This window comes from Moritella dasanensis ArB 0140 (assembly GCF_000276805.1).
In the GTDB taxonomy this organism is placed as follows: Bacteria; Pseudomonadota; Gammaproteobacteria; order Enterobacterales; family Moritellaceae; genus Moritella; species Moritella dasanensis.
Window position 1 is genome coordinate 135,182 of sequence record NZ_AKXQ01000009.1, and the last position, 17,444, is coordinate 152,625.

General features: G+C 39.5%; 16 protein-coding genes. 6 read left to right on the forward strand and 10 right to left on the reverse strand.

What is annotated here, in order from left to right; all coding sequences use genetic code 11:
* Positions 1-25 precede the first annotated feature (25 nt).
* From A923_RS0109515 to A923_RS0109530, 4 genes are all read right to left on the reverse strand, one after another.
* Positions 26-1,072 (reverse strand): ethylbenzene dehydrogenase-related protein, encoded by a 1,047-nt coding sequence (locus A923_RS0109515; RefSeq protein ID WP_017221442.1) that lies wholly within the window; start codon positions 1,070-1,072, stop codon positions 26-28.
* Positions 1,073-1,217: 145 nt separating this feature from the next.
* Complete coding sequence (locus A923_RS0109520; RefSeq protein ID WP_017221443.1) at positions 1,218-2,084, reverse strand: nitrate- and nitrite sensing domain-containing protein; 867 nt, start codon at positions 2,082-2,084, stop codon at positions 1,218-1,220.
* 10 nt (positions 2,085-2,094) lie between these two features.
* On the reverse strand, positions 2,095-3,225 hold the full coding sequence (locus A923_RS0109525) for a methyl-accepting chemotaxis protein (RefSeq protein ID WP_017221444.1): 1,131 nt from the start codon (positions 3,223-3,225) through the stop codon (positions 2,095-2,097).
* Between the two features lie 410 nt (positions 3,226-3,635).
* On the reverse strand, positions 3,636-4,094 hold the full coding sequence (locus A923_RS0109530; protein ID WP_017221445.1) for a c-type cytochrome: 459 nt from the start codon (positions 4,092-4,094) through the stop codon (positions 3,636-3,638).
* 267 nt (positions 4,095-4,361) lie between these two features.
* On the opposite strand from A923_RS0109530, the gene A923_RS0109535 reads away from it, so the two are divergent.
* Positions 4,362-5,708 (forward strand): magnesium transporter, encoded by a 1,347-nt coding sequence (locus A923_RS0109535; protein ID WP_017221446.1) that lies wholly within the window; start codon positions 4,362-4,364, stop codon positions 5,706-5,708.
* Positions 5,709-5,796: 88 nt separating this feature from the next.
* Here A923_RS0109535 and A923_RS0109540 read toward each other — a convergent pair whose 3' ends face one another.
* Positions 5,797-6,837, reverse strand: a complete 1,041-nt coding sequence (locus tag A923_RS0109540) for an oxidoreductase (RefSeq protein ID WP_017221447.1) — start codon at positions 6,835-6,837, stop codon at positions 5,797-5,799.
* A gap of 239 nt (positions 6,838-7,076) precedes the next feature.
* Here A923_RS0109540 and A923_RS0109545 point away from each other — a divergent pair, with 239 nt between their 5' ends.
* From A923_RS0109545 to A923_RS0109560, 4 genes are read left to right on the forward strand one after another with little or no spacing between them, the layout of a single operon-like run.
* Positions 7,077-7,625: an ECF-type riboflavin transporter substrate-binding protein gene (locus A923_RS0109545; protein ID WP_017221448.1), complete on the forward strand. Its 549-nt coding sequence runs from the start codon at positions 7,077-7,079 to the stop codon at positions 7,623-7,625.
* 6 nt (positions 7,626-7,631) lie between these two features.
* Entirely contained in the window at positions 7,632-9,326 is a 1,695-nt protein-coding gene (locus A923_RS0109550) for an ABC transporter ATP-binding protein (RefSeq protein ID WP_017221449.1), read from the forward strand.
* Positions 9,326-10,279: an energy-coupling factor transporter transmembrane component T family protein gene (locus A923_RS0109555; RefSeq protein WP_017221450.1), complete on the forward strand. Its 954-nt coding sequence runs from the start codon at positions 9,326-9,328 to the stop codon at positions 10,277-10,279. The genes A923_RS0109550 and A923_RS0109555 overlap by 1 nt, the downstream gene beginning before the upstream one ends.
* 2 nt (positions 10,280-10,281) lie before the next feature.
* On the forward strand, positions 10,282-11,130 hold the full coding sequence (locus A923_RS0109560) for a 4'-phosphopantetheinyl transferase family protein (protein WP_017221451.1): 849 nt from the start codon (positions 10,282-10,284) through the stop codon (positions 11,128-11,130).
* Positions 11,131-11,152: 22 nt separating this feature from the next.
* Here A923_RS0109560 and A923_RS0109565 read toward each other — a convergent pair whose 3' ends face one another.
* Positions 11,153-11,380 carry a DUF6500 family protein gene (locus tag A923_RS0109565; RefSeq protein WP_017221452.1) on the reverse strand — a complete coding sequence of 76 codons (228 nt, stop codon included), beginning with the start codon at positions 11,378-11,380 and terminating at the stop codon, positions 11,153-11,155.
* Positions 11,381-11,821: 441 nt separating this feature from the next.
* On the opposite strand from A923_RS0109565, the gene A923_RS0109570 reads away from it, so the two are divergent.
* The gene (locus A923_RS0109570; protein ID WP_017221453.1) at positions 11,822-13,363 is read left to right on the forward strand and encodes a wax ester/triacylglycerol synthase family O-acyltransferase; all 1,542 of its coding nucleotides are present in this window, start codon (positions 11,822-11,824) and stop codon (positions 13,361-13,363) included.
* Between the two features lie 130 nt (positions 13,364-13,493).
* On the opposite strand, the gene A923_RS0109575 is transcribed toward A923_RS0109570, so the two are convergent.
* The 4 genes from A923_RS0109575 to A923_RS0109590 form a co-directional block, all read right to left on the reverse strand.
* Positions 13,494-13,727: a TIGR02647 family protein gene (locus tag A923_RS0109575; protein WP_017221454.1), complete on the reverse strand. Its 234-nt coding sequence runs from the start codon at positions 13,725-13,727 to the stop codon at positions 13,494-13,496.
* Positions 13,728-13,936: 209 nt separating this feature from the next.
* The gene (locus A923_RS0109580) at positions 13,937-14,554 is read right to left on the reverse strand and encodes an SGNH/GDSL hydrolase family protein (RefSeq protein WP_017221455.1); all 618 of its coding nucleotides are present in this window, start codon (positions 14,552-14,554) and stop codon (positions 13,937-13,939) included.
* 160 nt (positions 14,555-14,714) lie between these two features.
* Positions 14,715-16,700, reverse strand: a complete 1,986-nt coding sequence (locus A923_RS0109585; RefSeq protein WP_017221456.1) for a diguanylate cyclase — start codon at positions 16,698-16,700, stop codon at positions 14,715-14,717.
* A gap of 128 nt (positions 16,701-16,828) precedes the next feature.
* Positions 16,829-17,416 (reverse strand): YceI family protein, encoded by a 588-nt coding sequence (locus tag A923_RS0109590; RefSeq protein ID WP_017221457.1) that lies wholly within the window; start codon positions 17,414-17,416, stop codon positions 16,829-16,831.
* Positions 17,417-17,444: the final 28 nt, after the last annotated feature.

Below are 17,444 nucleotides of genomic sequence, written 5' to 3' on the forward strand. Positions count from 1 at the left end.
CATTTTATCAGTAAGCATAACGCCACTATTTAAAGCGCATTTGCAGTACACCGTCGTGATAAACATGATTAATTTGCGAGTTATCAAATACTGACACACCAAAATCATAGGCTTTAGAAAGATCGGTAAATTGCACATCTTGGATACTCGATTTATTACCTATCGTCACCATAGCGCGGCGTATCTCCAACGTCCACATGCCATTACTCCAAACCCCTTTAGCCGTTAAATCACCCCGCGAGCCTGTAAACGGCGCAGTGACAATACCTGGGATACGGTTTGTCTGTTGCCAACTTGAATCAAGCGGCATTTTCTTAGCATCCAGAACCACAACTGATTCATTCGTTAGGTCGGTTTGTACAAACATCGGCTGGCCATCTTTGACATTATTGTTGTAACCACCACCGGTTTTTGCATCACCAGAACGCCCCCAATTTTTATTGGCTTTCGGGTCGGTATTATCATGAATATATTGGTCATCCGCTTGGCCAACAGGGTTTGAGCGCACACCTTTCCAATGCCACATATCAATCGTCGTGCCAGCTTTTGTATATTTACGCCCAGGCGCTTTATCAGCAATGCCTTTCTGCATGCCATCTTTCGCCATATGACAAGCGGCTGCACAACCTTTTTTCTTAAAAGATTTTAGGTTGATATTCCAGAGGATGGCCATTTTATCTTCATAATAAGTATTATCATGGCCAGTATCATCTTTATTCATCAGTTGTTGCCAACTACCATCAGCTTGCTGCATCCATGGAAAGCGATTCACACTTTCTGTCGGATCATCCCATTGAATAAGAAAGTAGATATCTCCTTGCTTGCGCATTGACTGGATCGTATACGTGGTTTGCTTGATACCTTCGTAGCCGTTGTTAGGCTGATAAGGTATTTTGTTGATATTAACCTTTAGTATAGGCGCTACTGACCATGCGGTATCGACAACACCATCAATCAGAATGGAAGCATCCGTTTCGACATTATTGAGCGTACCGACAACTTTAGCGAAGGTAGACGGTGTAAACAACACTGCAGAGATAGCAATAGATAAGAAAGAGAGAGGTAAGCGCATGTTACTTTCCTTATTATGTCTAAACAAAATGTTACTAAAAGCATAGTTCATAATAAGTAGATAAATAGCGGTTCCGTTTAACGATGATTTATAATCCAATGCTTCTTGATATGAATCAAACTGTCACCATAGAGAACCCCAATATCTAATCGCGGACAGTAGTTCTGTTTTCGTTTTTAGGCATTATTATCTGTTCAAATTGTTGCAACTGTTTATCAAATTCTTGCAATATTTGTTCAACACAAATACTGGCAAGATTAAAGAATTCTTCCGCCTTTATACTCGGTACCGCGATAGTAACTTGCTGTACGACAACGTGTAATAATTGCCGTATCTGTTCGCTGTTTGCTAACATTAGTCCATCGTCCAAACTTTGCTGTAATGAATGGCACAGATAATTTAGCCGAATACGTTCAACGCTCGTACATGTATTCGCCGCCGCCACACCGGTACCAATGGCCCTGATTTGGCCTATATTCTCTGCCGTAAACAAGAGCTCCAACCACATGTGACGCATCGCTTCACCTTGCGCATCAACAATTTTATATATTTGATGTTGTTCAGCAATATCATCAATAAAATATAATATATTAAGGATCAATTTATTATGTTGTTGTAAATTATTTGCGCTCGTTAATTGATTCGTTTTTGTCGATAGTCGCGACCAATGCTCTGTAATCGATTCCCATCGTGGCAAGGGTTGTAATTGTTCGTCAACATCCCCGGCTTTAAATTCTTTGTTAATACCGTCAATACTATTACTTACTTTTAACGTTAACGGCGTTAATCTGCTGGTCAAACTCACATCACCGTTCAGTAACGCGTTACTGATACCGCGATGCTGCTGTACATGCGAGAGTAATTCACGTAACCGAGTCACTATATTAAAGCCCGTTATTTGTTGGCTCCGTAATGCATTACATTGATGAGCTTTAATCAAATAAATGCTCATAGCAATAAGTAGAATACTGACTAATATAGTTAATCCGTAAATCAGAATAGTATTGTTCATATTAATCTCCTTATTGAATAATGCGAGTGATGTGATGAAGGTGATTAGCAACATTAGCTTGCTGTATCGACATATGACTGTTTTGTGCAGCAAGCTCCGTAAGTTGTTCAACCGCCTGAGTAATATCCTTAAGCGCATACATTTGTTGCTCTGTTGCAACAGCAACACCGTCAATATCAACCGCCATATTTTCGGTCATGTTGACGATATTATTAAGATGTTCACAAGCAGACTCAACCTGAACACCACTTTGATCAATATGCCCAATAGCATCTTGCATATAGCTTTCTACAGCGTGCATATTTTCGGTTACTTCTTTGGTCTTATTAGTAATAGTCTGCGCTGATGTTTGACTACGCTGCGCTAACATTTTCATTTCACCGGCAACAACAGAAAATCCCCTACCGTATTCCCCTGCTTTTGCGGCTTCAATCGTGGCATTGATTGACAGTAAATTCGTTTGTGCGGCCATTTCGCTAATCACACTCGACATCAAAATCACCGTATCTAACTTTTCTTTAAGTTGTTGCAAGCTCTGCTGCGTATGGATGATGACATCATTCACTTGCGAGACTTGCTGTTTACTATCAACCAAGGTTTTAAAACTGTGCTGACAATTATCTTTAGCGTCTATCACGGCATGGTTAATATCTTCAATTCGTCGTGATATATCCGTTAAACTCACATTAATCTGCGCTGTAGCAGTAGCTGTTGTTAAACAGTTAAGATGTTGAACATCCGACTGTTTCGCTGTTTCATCTGCATTCTTCGCTAGCTCTTTAGCAGAATATCCAATTTCTAAATTTTGATTATTTACCTCGTTGAAATCACGTTTTCTCTGTTTGTTAAACTCAATAATGGCCGTCAATATGGGTAAGAACATGACGATATTATTGTCGGCTAACAACGTATTTATACCTGTATTCATTTGACCTTGCTGACTAACGGCTAATACAGTGAGCAGCACCTTTTGCTCTTGCTTAATTTGTTGAAATAACAAAACATGAATACAAATGCCGCCACCAAGTAATAAGCAGCCAGCAATAAAAAACTGATAACTAAATAACAGTATTGCACCTATTAACAATGCAGTTGAGACAATCATGTTATTGGAGAAAAATCCGGAAAGTAAGAGTTTCATAGGGCGCCTTCTAAATATGATTTAATCGCGATGAATACACTATTAACACAGCAATATTGATACCAGCTTTAGAAAAATATTTATTCGATAAAGGATCTAAAGCAAACAGTAATTAATAGCTTAACTTATCCTTGAACGGTGTTTTAACGATGAATTAGCGAAATATACAGCTGATTAAGATGACATTGTGTCACCGATATTGTAAGACATGCTGTCGCGAGAGCCATAATGGTGCAATGGAAAACATTTATAGTGCATGAAGAGAGTGCATGAAAATAGTGCAAGAGAATGGTGTAAGAGGTTAGATAACTATCCTTCCTAACAGGAATGACAGCCCGGTAGAGTCACCTAACTAGTGCATACAATAACACCGCTAGTTAGGTGGGAGATAAGCAAACTCAGTTTCGACGTTACAGCGTTTCGTAATAACGATATTGCGTTCTTGGATACGGGGTCAACTCATAGCTAGACTGCAGAAAAAACACCAGATCAGCTAATTCACCGACGGTCATCACATCATTATAGCTTTTCATTTTTGATACCCCATCCACCTGTAATGTGGATTTTGGATAACCCTTGGCGATTTTGTGTGACGGGTTAATAACTGAAGTAACAAGTTCCGCATAGGTTTTAATGCCACTTGTTTTACCACCTAACTTAACGGATAACTCAGGGTTATCTACAACATCGGTCGGTGTAATACCTTCCATTTGATGACATGATAAACATTGATATTTTACCAACACTGATTGACCTCTGTCAGCATCCCCCTCAGGTAGACTAAATCCACTTGGCGAGTCAACACCTGATTCACAACCACTGAGGGTTAACGCGGCGGCTGTTAACATACTTAATAATAAATATTTCATATTATGGTACTCCGATTACAGTTCGACAAAACAGACGTTAATTCCACTTAATCCTGTTTATGGCAAATAAAGTATAGTTTGCTCCCCGCAAACTTAATAATTATAACAGCCGCTACTTTGTTCTATTCGATAAATACTGCAGATATAATTCATCAACATCGTTTATGTATCCTAATGAAACTTTATACAAAAACTATTTACCTATAATCATTTAAGGTTGATAATCCCACCTAATATAACCATACCATCGACATATAAGGTCGGACGATGCCAGAAAATGACGTTCAAAATGCAGTTGAAGAACTCCTAACAAATAATCTTGATACATCAGCGCAGCAAGCTTTTATTGAAAAGCTTGAGCATGAAACGTCGCCTGTCGATATGGCCTTATTGTTAGAATCTCTGCCCTTTTTAGAACGTTTAGAAACCTGGGCACAAATATCTGCCGATATAAAACTGCCGATACTAGTCGAGATGCGTGCAGATGCGGGTGAGTCTATTGTTGATTCATTAACACATGCAGAATTACTGACACTTTTCACTGATATTGATGCCAACACATTAGTTGAATTACAAGATATCATTCCCGATCACCATCTTGAAACCGTGCTGGCGAAGATGGATGAAACTCAGCTATCGCACTACTCGGCGGCACAACAGTTTAATGATGACGAAGTGGGACATTGGTGTGATCATCAGCCACTTGTTGTTCCGGCTAAAACCAAAATAAAAGTAGTATTAAGATTAATTCGCCGTAGCAGTTCATCACATTGTAACGTGGTTTTTCTCGTTGATAACCGCGGTAATTGGCAGGGGGTGGTTCGTATCAATCAATTGTTTGGTGCAGATCCGTTATTACGCGTGGCAGAGTTAATTGAAGAGGATTATCTCACCTTAAACGCCAATGAAGATGTCTACATTGCCGCAGACAAAGTGGCGCAAAGTAATGAGTCCGCATTACCCGTTATTACGACTGGCGGTTTACTCATCGGGCGTTTAGATATTGGCGCCGCTTATAAACTGCAAGCCGAACATGCTGAATCACAAATAATGGCAACAGCGGGTCTCGATGAAAACGAAGATCTATTTTCACCCGTTCGTAAAAGTGCTAAGAATCGTGCTATTTGGCTGGGTATAAACTTGCTAACCGCATTTTTAGCATCTTGGTTCATCGGTATGTTTGAAGCGACGATCCAGCAAGTTGTTGCGTTGGCAGTATTAATGCCAGTAGTTGCATCCATGGGCGGTATCGCTGGTAGCCAGACTTTAACCTTGATTGTCCGTGGTTTAGCATTGGGGCATATCTCGATGGCGAACATGAAGCCTTTGTTATTCAAGGAACTCAAAGTCGCAATCCTCAATGGTATTCTGTGGTCATTAGTGATTGGTTTAGTGACAGCTTACTGGTTTAACGATGTCATGCTCGGTATCGTTATTGGCTTAGCGATTGTAGCGAATATCATTACTGCCGCATTCGCTGGTGTGTTAGTACCCGTGGCACTAGATAAAATGAAAATTGATCCGGCATTGTCAGGTTCTGTTATTTTGACAACAGTGACTGACATCATGGGTTTTGTGGTGTTCTTAGGATTGGGGACTATCTTACTGCTATAAGTTACCATTCGAAATCAGACTAAACGCGCCATACCGATAACTATGAATAAGTATCGGTATGGCGCCGTCAACATCAAAATAATTAAGCCTATCTCGGCACAGTTAAAGTCTGACCTAAGCGACTACTTTCCATCGCCAATTCAATCAACTTAATACTCCACAACGCATCTTCAGCATTCACTGGTGCTTGGCCTTCACTATTTATAGCGGCTGCCATTGCCTGAAAGTAATGTTGATAACCACCACGTTCAGTCTGCACCGTTGCAACTGTATCTAAAGTATATAAATGACCATATTGCTCAGGTGCTTCATCTGCCCAGCTTGCATCGACCGGCACAACGCCTGCTTTTAAACGATCTTCTTGTGGGTCTAAGCCGTATTTTTCATAACTCGCTTTATTGCCTTTGACACTAAAACGCTTATTGGGTGCAGCACTGAACAGATCGCAATGTAACGTGGCAATGTGGTCTGGGTAATGCAATACAAGGTTAAAGTAATCTATGTTTGTAGAGCCTTCTCTCATGATTAAGCATTGCGCGGTGATCGCATTGGGTAATCCAAACAACTGCAATGTTTGGTCAATGAGATGCGGGCCTAAATCAAATAGTATGCCGCCACCAGTGCTCGATTGTTCACGCCAGCGCTGACGTACTTCCGGTCTAAAGCGGTCGAAATGGGATTCAAAACATTTAACCTCGCCTAAACTACCGTCTTCAATTAGCTTTTTAACGGTGAGGAAGTCTCCATCCCAACGACGGTTATTATAGACACTTAAAATCAACCCTTTTTCTGCCGCTAATGCGATCAAAGCTTCGCCATCTGCGACGTCGATAACAAAGGGTTTTTCGATAATAACGTGTTTGTTCTGTTCCAACGCCGCTTTAGCTAATGAAAAGTGCACATCGTTTGGCGCAGTGATAATCACTAATTCCGCATCTGACTCTTGTAATAAGGCATCGGCTGTTAAGAAATGTTCAGCTTCAGGAAAATCGTTTGTAACCGCTTCACGTTGGCTGCTACTGATTGCAGTTAGCTCAAATTCAGCCAAGTGACTAACAAAAGGAATATGAAATGTTTTTGCAGAAAATCCGTAACCTATAATAGCGGTTTTTATTGGTTTTAAATTCATGTTTACTCCCTTACAGATCCAGCTACAGCAGTTGAATATCATAGGCTTCAATCATAACCCCCTTATTGTCATTATTAAATAACCAATATTTAGGCGGCATTATTGGCGTATAACTAAACAGTACCGAAGGTTAAGTACCTATAAAGACTAAACCACCTCAAGTTTATTTCCTTAATAACCTGTATTCCGCTATAATTCGCACCTTTAATTTTTCGTATTAATTTACCCCAAGGCTTTTTATGAATCTTTCAGCTAAAACCGTTGTTGTGATTGCAATTGGTGCTGCTTTATATGGCATCGGCGGACTACCAATGTTTGGTATTCCAGTGTTTGCAAACACGACACTTAAACCTGCGATGGCAGTGCTTGCACTCTTCTCGGTCTTATTTGGTCCATTAGTTGGTTTCTTAGTAGGCTTTATCGGTCATTGGGTTACAGATCTATTCTCTGGCTGGGGTGTTTGGTTAACGTGGGTATTAGGCTCAGGTATCGTTGGTCTTATCATCGGTTTGTTCCCTAAACTGACACAAGGTCGTTTAGAGAAAGGCGAGTTTTCGATGAAAGACATGGCGCTCTTTGTTGTACTTGCTTTAGTCGGTAACACTGTCGGTTACGGTGTATCCGCACTACTCGATACAGTGCTTTATGCAGAACCGTTTACCAAAGTAATGACGCAATTAACCATTATTGCTGCAGGTAACACGATATTAATCGCTGTTGTTGGCTACATCTTACTGACTGCATTTGCCAAGCGTAAGAAACAAAGCCGCAATTTGACCGAGGGTTAATCAACAATGACCATCGAATTTTCTGACTTCTCTTTTAAATATGCTTCGCAAGATAAAGCGACACTCAACGGCATAAATCTAAGGATAGAGAAAGGAGAGAAAATTGTCATTATTGGTCCAAGTGGAAGTGGTAAATCGACCCTTGGACAATGCTTAAACGGCCTGATTCCGCATGCTATAAAAGGCGAGATGTCTGGCAGCTTAACCATTAATGATACGCCTGTATCGGGGTTACGCATGCAAGACTATAGCGAATCGGTAGGCACTGTGTTGCAAGACACAGACAGCCAATTCGTTGGTTTAAGTATTGGTGAAGATATTGCATTTGCACTTGAGAATGACATGATTCCTCAAGCCGAAATGTTACCTATCGTACAGAAAACGGCCGCGATGGTTGATCTTGATGATTTACTCGATCATTCACCTTATGCATTATCTGGTGGTCAAAAACAGCGCGTATCACTCGCTGGTATTCTGGTTGACGATACTGACATCTTGTTATTTGATGAACCATTGGCCAGCCTAGATCCAAAAACAGGTAAAGCAACCATCGAGATTATCGACCAGTTGCATAAAGACACAGGCAAAACGGTTATCATTATCGAGCATCGTCTCGAAGATGTACTCCACTGTCATGTCGACCGCGTGATCTTAATGGAACGTGGCCAAATCATTGCCGATATGTCGCCTGATGAATTAATCGTATCGCCCTTACTACAGGTTCATGGTATCCGCGAACCACTGTATATCTCGGCATTAAAAGCGGCGAACTGCCCTATTACCGTTGCAGATAATCCAGCTTATATCGAAAAAATGGATCTACAGCAATACCAAACACCATTAACCAATTGGTTTAATGCACAAGCACCTATCGTGCAGCCACAAGCAGCAGATAAATTACTTGAAATAAATGATTTAACGTATTCTTACACTGGCGAAAAGAACGCCCTTGAAGAGATTTCATTTAGTATTAATCGCGGTGAATTTGTTTCTATCTTAGGTAAGAACGGTTCGGGTAAATCAACCATCACTAAGTTGATCATGGGCGTTATAGCACCTGATGCGGGTCAAATTAAGCTGAACGGTGAAGATATCGCTGACCTCTCTATCTTTGAGCGGGCTCAAAAGGTCGGCGTGGTGATGCAAAACCCAAATCACATGATCTCCAATCACATGATTTTTGATGAAATAGCCTTTGGTCTACGTAACCGTGGCCACGATGACGCATTTATTCAAGAGAAAGTACTGCACGTACTGGGTTTATGCGGTCTGATGAAATATCGTCATTGGCCAATTGAAGCGCTAAGTTACGGTCAGAAAAAACGTGTCACGATTGCATCTATCCTAGCACTCGAGCCAGAATTGCTGATTTTAGATGAACCAACAGCGGGACAAGATCATCGTAACTATACCTCGATGCTGTCGTTCATTAAAACGCTGAACAAAACGCTGGGCATTACAGTACTCATTATCTCTCATGATATGCACCTCGTATTAGAGTACACCACGCGTTCAGTTGTGATCGCAGAAAGTAAGTTGATTGCCAATGCACCTGTTTCACAAGTGTTCAGTGACCCTACTCTGCTTGACCGTGCGAATTTAAAAATAACCAGTCTGTATACCCTCGCTAATGCGGTCGGTATCGAAAATACAGATGGTTTTATGCAGCAATTTATTAAATCTGAAGTGGCACCGTCATAATGCAGAACAACACTAATAGCGAAAGCACACTTAATAAAAGCGCTGCTAATAAAAGCAATATGAATAAAAACACAGTTAATAACGACATTAAGAAAAAGCATAAAAGTAGTATTAATAAAACCAAGAAAATTGATTTTGGTATTAACTATGTCAATACCAACTCAGCTCTGCATCAGCTTAATGGGGTCACTAAGTTTGTATTGTTTTTAGCTTGGGTAACAGTGGTATTAACCACATTTGATTTACGCCTTATACTCGCGCTTATTATTACTGGCTGCACGTTACTTAAATTAACTAAAGTACCGTTTTCAGTTTATAAACCATTATTAATTGCCACAGCCAGTGTGCTTAGTATTAATGCCTTATTCATGTTCTTGTTAGCACCACAGCAAGGCGTTGAATATATTGGCTCAAGCACAGTGTTATTACCGTTATGGGGTGATTACTCCCTAACACAAGAAACGTTATATTACTTACTGACGGTCACCCTGAAATACTTCAGTATGTTTCCAATTGCATTAGTTTTTGTGTTTACCACGCACCCTACTGAGTTTGCTGCAAGTTTAAATCGTCTCGGTGTACCCTACAAAATTGCCTATGCGGTTAGCTTAACATTGCGCTATTTACCGGATGTTAAAAATGATTTCGTCAATATCATGCATGCCCAACAAGCACGTGGCGTGGATTTATCGAAGAATGTATCCGTGCTGTCACGTATTAAAAATGTCGCCAAGATCTTAGGACCATTGATCTTCTCTAGCTTAGATCGCGCAGACGAGATCTCAAATGCAATGACGCTACGTGGTTTTGGTCATAACAACAAACGTACTTGGTACAGCTTAAAACCAATGACCAAGCAAGACTACACTGTAATGGGGTTAATTGTCTTGGTCGTAACGCTAGCGATTATCAAGCGTGTTATGGCAACCGAATTATTCTGGTATCCATTCTAATTATGCACAGCGGCGTAAAAGATAAGCTCACCCTCACTACAAATGAAATTCATTTATGGTCAGTTGATCCGCAAACTATCCAGCAACCTGAATTATTACGTGCTTATAGTCAGCTATTATCCGCAGACGAAACGACAAAGCAACAACGTTTTCGGTTTGAAAAAGACCGTCACAGTGCGCTAATTACCCGCGCCTTTGTCCGTGACTTATTATCACACTACGCAGATGTATCACCAGAAGATTGGCTGTTTGTAAAAGGTGAAAAAGACAAACCTGAAATTGTTAATCCCCCCCTGCCATTACGCTTTAACATTAGTCATACCAATAACTTGATAATTTGTGCCGTCATGCTTAGTGATGATATAGGGTGTGATGTAGAAAACACCCTGCGTACCAGTGATGTATTGAGTATCGCTAAATACTCTTTTTCGGATGTTGAGGTTAATGATTTGCTCATGCAATCAACGACGCAGCAAACTAGCCGGTTTTTTGATTACTGGACGTTAAAAGAGTCATACATCAAAGCATGGGGCTTGGGTTTATCTATTCCGTTGAAAGACTTCAGTTTCACTCTACCGGATAAGCATTCGCAAGAAAAACATCCACAGGTAAAACGTGGCTGTATTGATGACATTCAATTAAGCTTTTCTGCTCACCGTATTGATGATGCTAGTATCTGGCGTAGTTGGCTCTTTTACCCCAATACCATTCATCGGGTAGCACTGTCTGTTCGCGCGAAAGCTAATAATCAACATACCCACTATAAAATGCGATTTTTTAACACCACACCGCTAGTTAAAATCACTGAAACAACTGATTTTAGTCCTGACGTAACCTTAAACGCGAATTAGAATTCCATTTAACTATTAACTATTAACTATTAACTATGTCTGATTCCACCAGGGCTTTTATCTTCACTGCTTTCTCAAAATGATCGAGTTTATGCGTCATTATCCACCATGTAGCAGCTTCCATTAATAACACTGGATCATCATTCTTGTTCGCGAAAAATGCATAAAATGATAGACCCACGTTTGTTCCCTTCTGTGCTATTTTTTTCTCACAAACCGTTATTATTTTTTTTCTTAGTATTTCTTTCATTATATTTATTCCAATTTATAACCTAGACAATGACGCCGTCATTTATTCTAATCTATGCCATTTATAAAAATAACCAATCAGCATTAAAAACTAGCAAGTGAGAAGTTACCCATAACATTACCGTTTTAACAAGCTGAGTTAGATTAATAATCCTTTTTAATCTAACTATTAGAAAAACCAGTACAAAGTATTAAATTAACATATCAGATACCACATTAAAACCTTTCGATTCAGTCAGTTAAAATCATGCCAATCAGTCACGTAAATATGTCGTTTGGGTAAATTAATGTCAAAATGATATATTCCTTTATGAGTACTACTGTAGTATACACATAACTTTAACATCCGTGACAGTAAGTCATAACATCAAATGTGATGATATGTGCGGTACGACTCATCGGACGCAAACTATCAATCACATTAAGAAAATAGGAAATGACTATGGAAGCACTCACGTTAGTTGATATGGGTTTTTTATACACAGAATCAGTAACAAGCCCAAAACACGTTGCAGGATTACAAATCTTCTCAACACCAGAAAATTATCCTGGTAACTTTAGTCGAGACCTATTTGATAACTTAATGTCACAACAAGATATTAAACAACCGTTCAACCAAAAATTAAAAAAGCAAATTACCGGCCAATATTTCTGGCAAGAAGATGATAATATCGACCTGTCATATCACGTGCGTTTCGCCATGTTGCCACAACCAGGTAATGACAATCAACTACTCAGCTTTGTTGAACATCAACATGAAACCTTGCTAGATCGTAACCGTCCATTGTGGGAAATGATCCTTATTGATGGTTTAGCAGATAACAAATTTGCTATCTACGTTAAGGTCCACCATGCATTTACTGACGGTGCAAAAGCAAACCAACTATTGATGGCTTACTTAAGCAAAAATGCCGAATCACCAATGACCGCATTTTGGGCTGTAGAACGCCGACAAAAAGAACGTACCCCGAAAAGTGCATTTTCATTGTTCTCTGAGACTTCAAAACTAGTCACAGGGCACGTAAAATCAATACCGTCATTGACTAAACTAACAACCAAATTACTGTTTCAAGCAACCTCTATGTATAAAGCGGATATGCCGACACCCTTCATGGCACCCAAAACACCGTTTTCAGTCAGTCCAAAACGTGCGCGCCGAGCAGCAATGACATCACTACCATTAGCACGTGTAAAAACACTCGGTCGTGTCACAGGCGCAACGATTAACGACGTGGTAGTCACCATTTGTGATATGGCGATCCATAACTACCTAGAAACACGTAATATTGTGCTTAAAAAACCGCTTGTTGCACAAATGCCAATGAGTTTACGTGATGCGTCAGACACAGAATCAAATAACCAAGTTGCGATTAGTTTAGTTGAATTAGCCTACGCAGGTGAACGTCCATTAGCACGATTAATGACAGTCAAAGAGTCATGCCAAAAGCTGAAAAGTGAAACGAAACTGTTAACCAAAGAAGCGTTAACCAGTTATACATTAGCAAGCCAAGGTTTAGCCGCTGCGAGTGAATTACTAAACTTAGATACCATCTTGCCACCAATGGGCAATGTATTAATCTCTAACGTGCCAGGACCAAGCAAAGCCTTATACATGATGGGCGCTAAAATGGAGAAGTGCTTCCCTATCTCTGTATTACCACCGGGTATGTCACTCAACATAACCCTCTATAGTTACAACGGTTCGATTCACGTGGGATTGGTTGCTTGTCGATCTGCATTACCTGATTTAACTGAATTAGCGGATTATATTGAAGATGCTTTTGCTGCACTTGAAAATGAAGTATTGGATTGCGCAATCGAAAGTGTAACAGATCATATTCAATTATTATCATCGTCGCAAAGTAATCAAAATATCAAGCAAGAAAGTATTCATGCGATTGCTAATATGACCAGCAATGCGACAAAAATAAGCTCTCGCTCTAACATTGACCATGAAGACTCACGATTATGTGAAACAGCTTAAATAAGTAAAGTCAGTGAGAAGTAAGGAATAGATAACTAGGAAAATAAGAAGTAGAAGTAGAAGTAGATAGCTCAAGAAGTTGGTCGACATATACAGCGACTAACTGCTTGAGCCAATCGCCTTATTTATTTTAGCTTAATGGTGCTAAAACACGGTGTAGGTGGTCTGCAATTTCAATACCGCTATCAGTTAAATAACCGCCATCGTCTCGTGTAATAAGACCTTTATCAAAAAGTGATTTCGCAGCACTGACAATTGAAGGGCCGGCTTCATTGTGAACCTTAATGCCTTCTAAGTGAGATTTTGTTGGGAATTTAGCCAGTAATTTCATTTCTTCAAACAGTGTATCAGAATAATTATTCATAATTGCTCGCTTTTCTTAAATAGGAGAAGTTTCATCATAGAGCCTTCAAAGAAGATTGCAAAATTAATAATAGCGTAAGTAGGTATAGATCAAAAAAAACCTCAATAAAACGTACACTTGAGATTAGTGTAGGTCACAATTCAAGCAATTACCTACATTCCACAACACTTACTGTTTATTTAACGCCAATTGATACTGAAATAGTCCGGTTATGATAATAAAGACGACGTAATGACTTCATATAACAACGCGTGACCCGCACTGTTTGGATGTAAACCATCAGCCGTTAGGTACGCTTCTTTATCCGCATTAAATGGCGTGTAAACATCAATTAATGCCACATCGTACTTCACAGACAAGTCTAATAAGGCCTTATTATAATGATTGATTGTTGCATCATCGCGAATACGCTGATTGATATTGGGAATACCATCAAGATGAGCGGCGATTGGCGTCACATTGATTAATACCACAGAAGCGCCTTTCTCAAGCGCAAACTCAATACAGTGGCTTAAATTGTGAATATAAGAGCCGATAACGACAAGATGCTCACCGTCTTCACAAGCTAGATCATTTGCACCATAACCAAATAACACGGTATTGTTATTATCAGCACTGAGCCGAGTCACACATTCAGGTTGAAAACGTTGTATCAGACCATCAGTGGTTTCACCGCTAATACCCATATTAAAAACACTTACTCTGTCTTGATCTGTTTCCAAAAATTGTTTAATTAGTCGCGTTTTAATACGGTCTGCCCAACCACCATAGACAGCGTCACTTTCACCGCGTGTAATGCTATCACCAAAACAAATTATGCTCGCCATGTACCCTAACTCCGAAAGTATTATGTAATTACCTGAGAAAGCAAAATACTACAAATCTATTTATAACACTATACATAAAACTATGCTTAAAACTCTGCATAAAACCATATAGGAAACGACATACAAAGCCCAATGCATAGGTAACTGTATATGTCGGACTTTAATCTAGGGCGATAATTTGATTACGACCCGTGTGCTTGGCTTTGTATAACCGTTCGTCGGCGCGTTTAAGTAATTCAGTGTGGCTAGCCATGAACTCTGCAGCTGGAATATCAGTGACAGCACCAATTGATAATGTGATATTAATGTCGCCTGCTGGTGTCGATACAGGTTCATCTATTATTGCCGACCACACTTTTTCTAACGTTTGTAGGCTTGTTATATCGCCTTGATTTTCAATAACACAGATAAACTCTTCCCCACCCCAACGAATAATTAAATCTGATGACGGTAAATTCAACAAGAAACGTTTTGAAACTTCAATTAAAACGATATCGCCAACATCATGACCATAATTATCGTTAACCGCTTTGAAATGATCAAGATCCATAATTGCGAGGGTAAAGCTTGAATCTCGAGAAGTGGAACGACCTTGCCTTAAACGCTGTATGAAGTAATCAAAATAACGGCGGTTATATAAGCCTGTTAATGCATCCCTTGTTGATAACTCGACTAAGTTGCTATTTGAATACTGCAATAATTGGTTTTTATTCTTAATGTCGAGATTCTTTTTAAGAACATAACCAAGGGCTAGCAAAACACAAAATGTCACGCCCAAAATAACCCGAGTCACCAGTGTTTGTGTCTCTAACTCAAGATCTTGTATTTCATTCTTGGTTTTTAACAGCGCGAGTTCATTACGAGATGTTTCAGCATTAAACGATTCTTCGAGCAGGTATAATTCGCTTTGGCGCTGATCAAACAATACTTCCTTGTCACCTAAATAATACAGCTTAAAATACTTCAAAGCCTCGCCATCATTACCTAACTTCTCATATGCTTCGGATAACAGCTTCTGGGTACTGGTAATATAAGCGGTGTGGGCTATTTTATTATTTTCTTTAATCGCGGCATTTAGATCTTCAATGGCTGCATTATAGTTGCCCAACGCCATATTACTGTGCGCTTTACTTTTATAACAAAGGCCGCGTTGCAAGGGTAAATCTTGTATCCCTGCTAAATGAAGGCAACGTTCAGATTCCGTGATTGCAGATTCGTATTGCTGTTCTAGATAAAGCACATTGGATAGACTGTTTAACACGATGGCCTGTAATCTTGTACTGGAATCTTTTTCGAGTGTTTCTTTAGCATCAACATAAGCCTGACGCGCTTTTATGGCATCACCTAAACGGAAATAGACATTAGATTCATTCGTCAACAAGATCGACATAATCGCAGGCTCTAAGCGTTTATCTTGGCGATATATTTCCTTTGCCTGATCAATATACGCAATTGCCTTGTTCCACTCTTCTAAGTAAATATAAATAACCGCTAAGTTACCGATAATTTTACTATGATATAAATGCTTTGGGTTTGTCTCGACTAGCTTTAAACCTTGATGAAAATAGTCTTGCGCTTTGCCATATTCGCTGGACAGAATACTAATCACACCCAATGAATTATAAGATTTGATTAAGAGTTTTTCGTCATTAATCTCTTTTGCAATCTTTACTGATTCATTTAAATAGTCGAGTGCAGTATCAAGATCACCACGTTTGGTTCGCTCTATTGCCAATTCTGATAAGGCGCTGGCTTTTACCCATTGCAAATTTTCTTGTTCAGCGAGAAGAAGTAATTGTGTAGCATAAGTGAAAGCATCATCAATACGACCTAAACGTAACATGATGTTATTCATGGCCATAAAATAATAAGCTTGGTATAGAGGATGGTCTTTAAATGTGCGCTGTTCAGCCAGTAGGTTAATTTTGATTAACGCTTCATCACCATCAAATCGAGAGAGATCGAGAATTTCAAGTAAAGTGTTACCATGAGGTAATTTTGCAAGTAATTCGTCAGGGGAAAATACCACAGTGGTATTTGCTTCAACAGGCAGATGATTATCGAACAAGCCAAATGGACGCAGCATAAATAGCAATAGACTAACCCCTACGACTAAAATAATACTAACCGATTTAATTATCTTCATTATCTACGCCAAGTAATACCAAGAGCCTGTATTCTATTGAATAAATAATACCATGCCAACCCAAATAAAATAAAGCCAGTAACTACATTATCATTTAAGTAGCTACTGGCTTATATTAATAGGCTATTTTATTGGCGAACACCTTCAATATTCAATGTCATTTGAACATGAGTAGAAGCTGGACCAAGGTTAGTCGTAATGCCGTAATCAGTTAATTTAAGATCCGTTTCGCCAGTAAAACCAACACGGTAGCCACCCCAAGGATCTGAACCTTCACCAATCTTAGTCACAGGGAAAGTAATCGTTTTAGTAACACCTTTAAGCGTGAAATCACCTGTTACTGTACCATTATGTGCATCCGTGAATGCCATGCTTTGACTTTGGAATGTTGCTTTAGGGAATTTTTTCACATCTAGAAAGTCATCACTTTTTAAATGTTTATCACGTTCAGCATGGTTTGAATCTAAACTTGCAGTATCAATAACCATGTTGATTTGTGATGCATTTGGTGACTTGGCATCATAAGAGAAACCACCGTCAAATGTATTGAAACGACCGAGTAACCAGCTGTAACCTAAATGCTTAATTTTAAACTGCACAGAAGCATGCGCACCTGCAACATCAACTTTATAGTCAGCAGCTTGCGCTACGTTTGGTGCCACTGCGGCGAATAGTGAACTTGCTGCAATGGCAGCGGCTAAGATTTGCTTTTTCATCTGATAATCCTTCATTATTTTTATATTT

What these genes read in the sequence shown, in the direction of transcription:
- A923_RS0109515 (WP_017221442.1), bottom strand. Translation starts at nt 1,072, where the DNA reads ATGCGCTTACCTCTCTCTTTCTTATCTATTGCTATCTCTGCAGTGTTG.
- A923_RS0109520 (WP_017221443.1), bottom strand. Translation starts at nt 2,084, where the DNA reads ATGAACAATACTATTCTGATTTACGGATTAACTATATTAGTCAGTATT.
- A923_RS0109525 (WP_017221444.1), bottom strand. Translation starts at nt 3,225, where the DNA reads ATGAAACTCTTACTTTCCGGATTTTTCTCCAATAACATGATTGTCTCA.
- A923_RS0109530 (WP_017221445.1), bottom strand. Translation starts at nt 4,094, where the DNA reads ATGAAATATTTATTATTAAGTATGTTAACAGCCGCCGCGTTAACCCTC.
- A923_RS0109535 (WP_017221446.1), top strand. Translation starts at nt 4,362, where the DNA reads ATGCCAGAAAATGACGTTCAAAATGCAGTTGAAGAACTCCTAACAAAT.
- A923_RS0109540 (WP_017221447.1), bottom strand. Translation starts at nt 6,837, where the DNA reads ATGAATTTAAAACCAATAAAAACCGCTATTATAGGTTACGGATTTTCT.
- A923_RS0109545 (WP_017221448.1), top strand. Translation starts at nt 7,077, where the DNA reads ATGAATCTTTCAGCTAAAACCGTTGTTGTGATTGCAATTGGTGCTGCT.
- A923_RS0109550 (WP_017221449.1), top strand. Translation starts at nt 7,632, where the DNA reads ATGACCATCGAATTTTCTGACTTCTCTTTTAAATATGCTTCGCAAGAT.
- A923_RS0109555 (WP_017221450.1), top strand. Translation starts at nt 9,326, where the DNA reads ATGCAGAACAACACTAATAGCGAAAGCACACTTAATAAAAGCGCTGCT.
- A923_RS0109560 (WP_017221451.1), top strand. Translation starts at nt 10,282, where the DNA reads ATGCACAGCGGCGTAAAAGATAAGCTCACCCTCACTACAAATGAAATT.
- A923_RS0109565 (WP_017221452.1), bottom strand. Translation starts at nt 11,380, where the DNA reads ATGAAAGAAATACTAAGAAAAAAAATAATAACGGTTTGTGAGAAAAAA.
- A923_RS0109570 (WP_017221453.1), top strand. Translation starts at nt 11,822, where the DNA reads ATGGAAGCACTCACGTTAGTTGATATGGGTTTTTTATACACAGAATCA.
- A923_RS0109575 (WP_017221454.1), bottom strand. Translation starts at nt 13,727, where the DNA reads ATGAATAATTATTCTGATACACTGTTTGAAGAAATGAAATTACTGGCT.
- A923_RS0109580 (WP_017221455.1), bottom strand. Translation starts at nt 14,554, where the DNA reads ATGGCGAGCATAATTTGTTTTGGTGATAGCATTACACGCGGTGAAAGT.
- A923_RS0109585 (WP_017221456.1), bottom strand. Translation starts at nt 16,700, where the DNA reads ATGAAGATAATTAAATCGGTTAGTATTATTTTAGTCGTAGGGGTTAGT.
- A923_RS0109590 (WP_017221457.1), bottom strand. Translation starts at nt 17,416, where the DNA reads ATGAAAAAGCAAATCTTAGCCGCTGCCATTGCAGCAAGTTCACTATTC.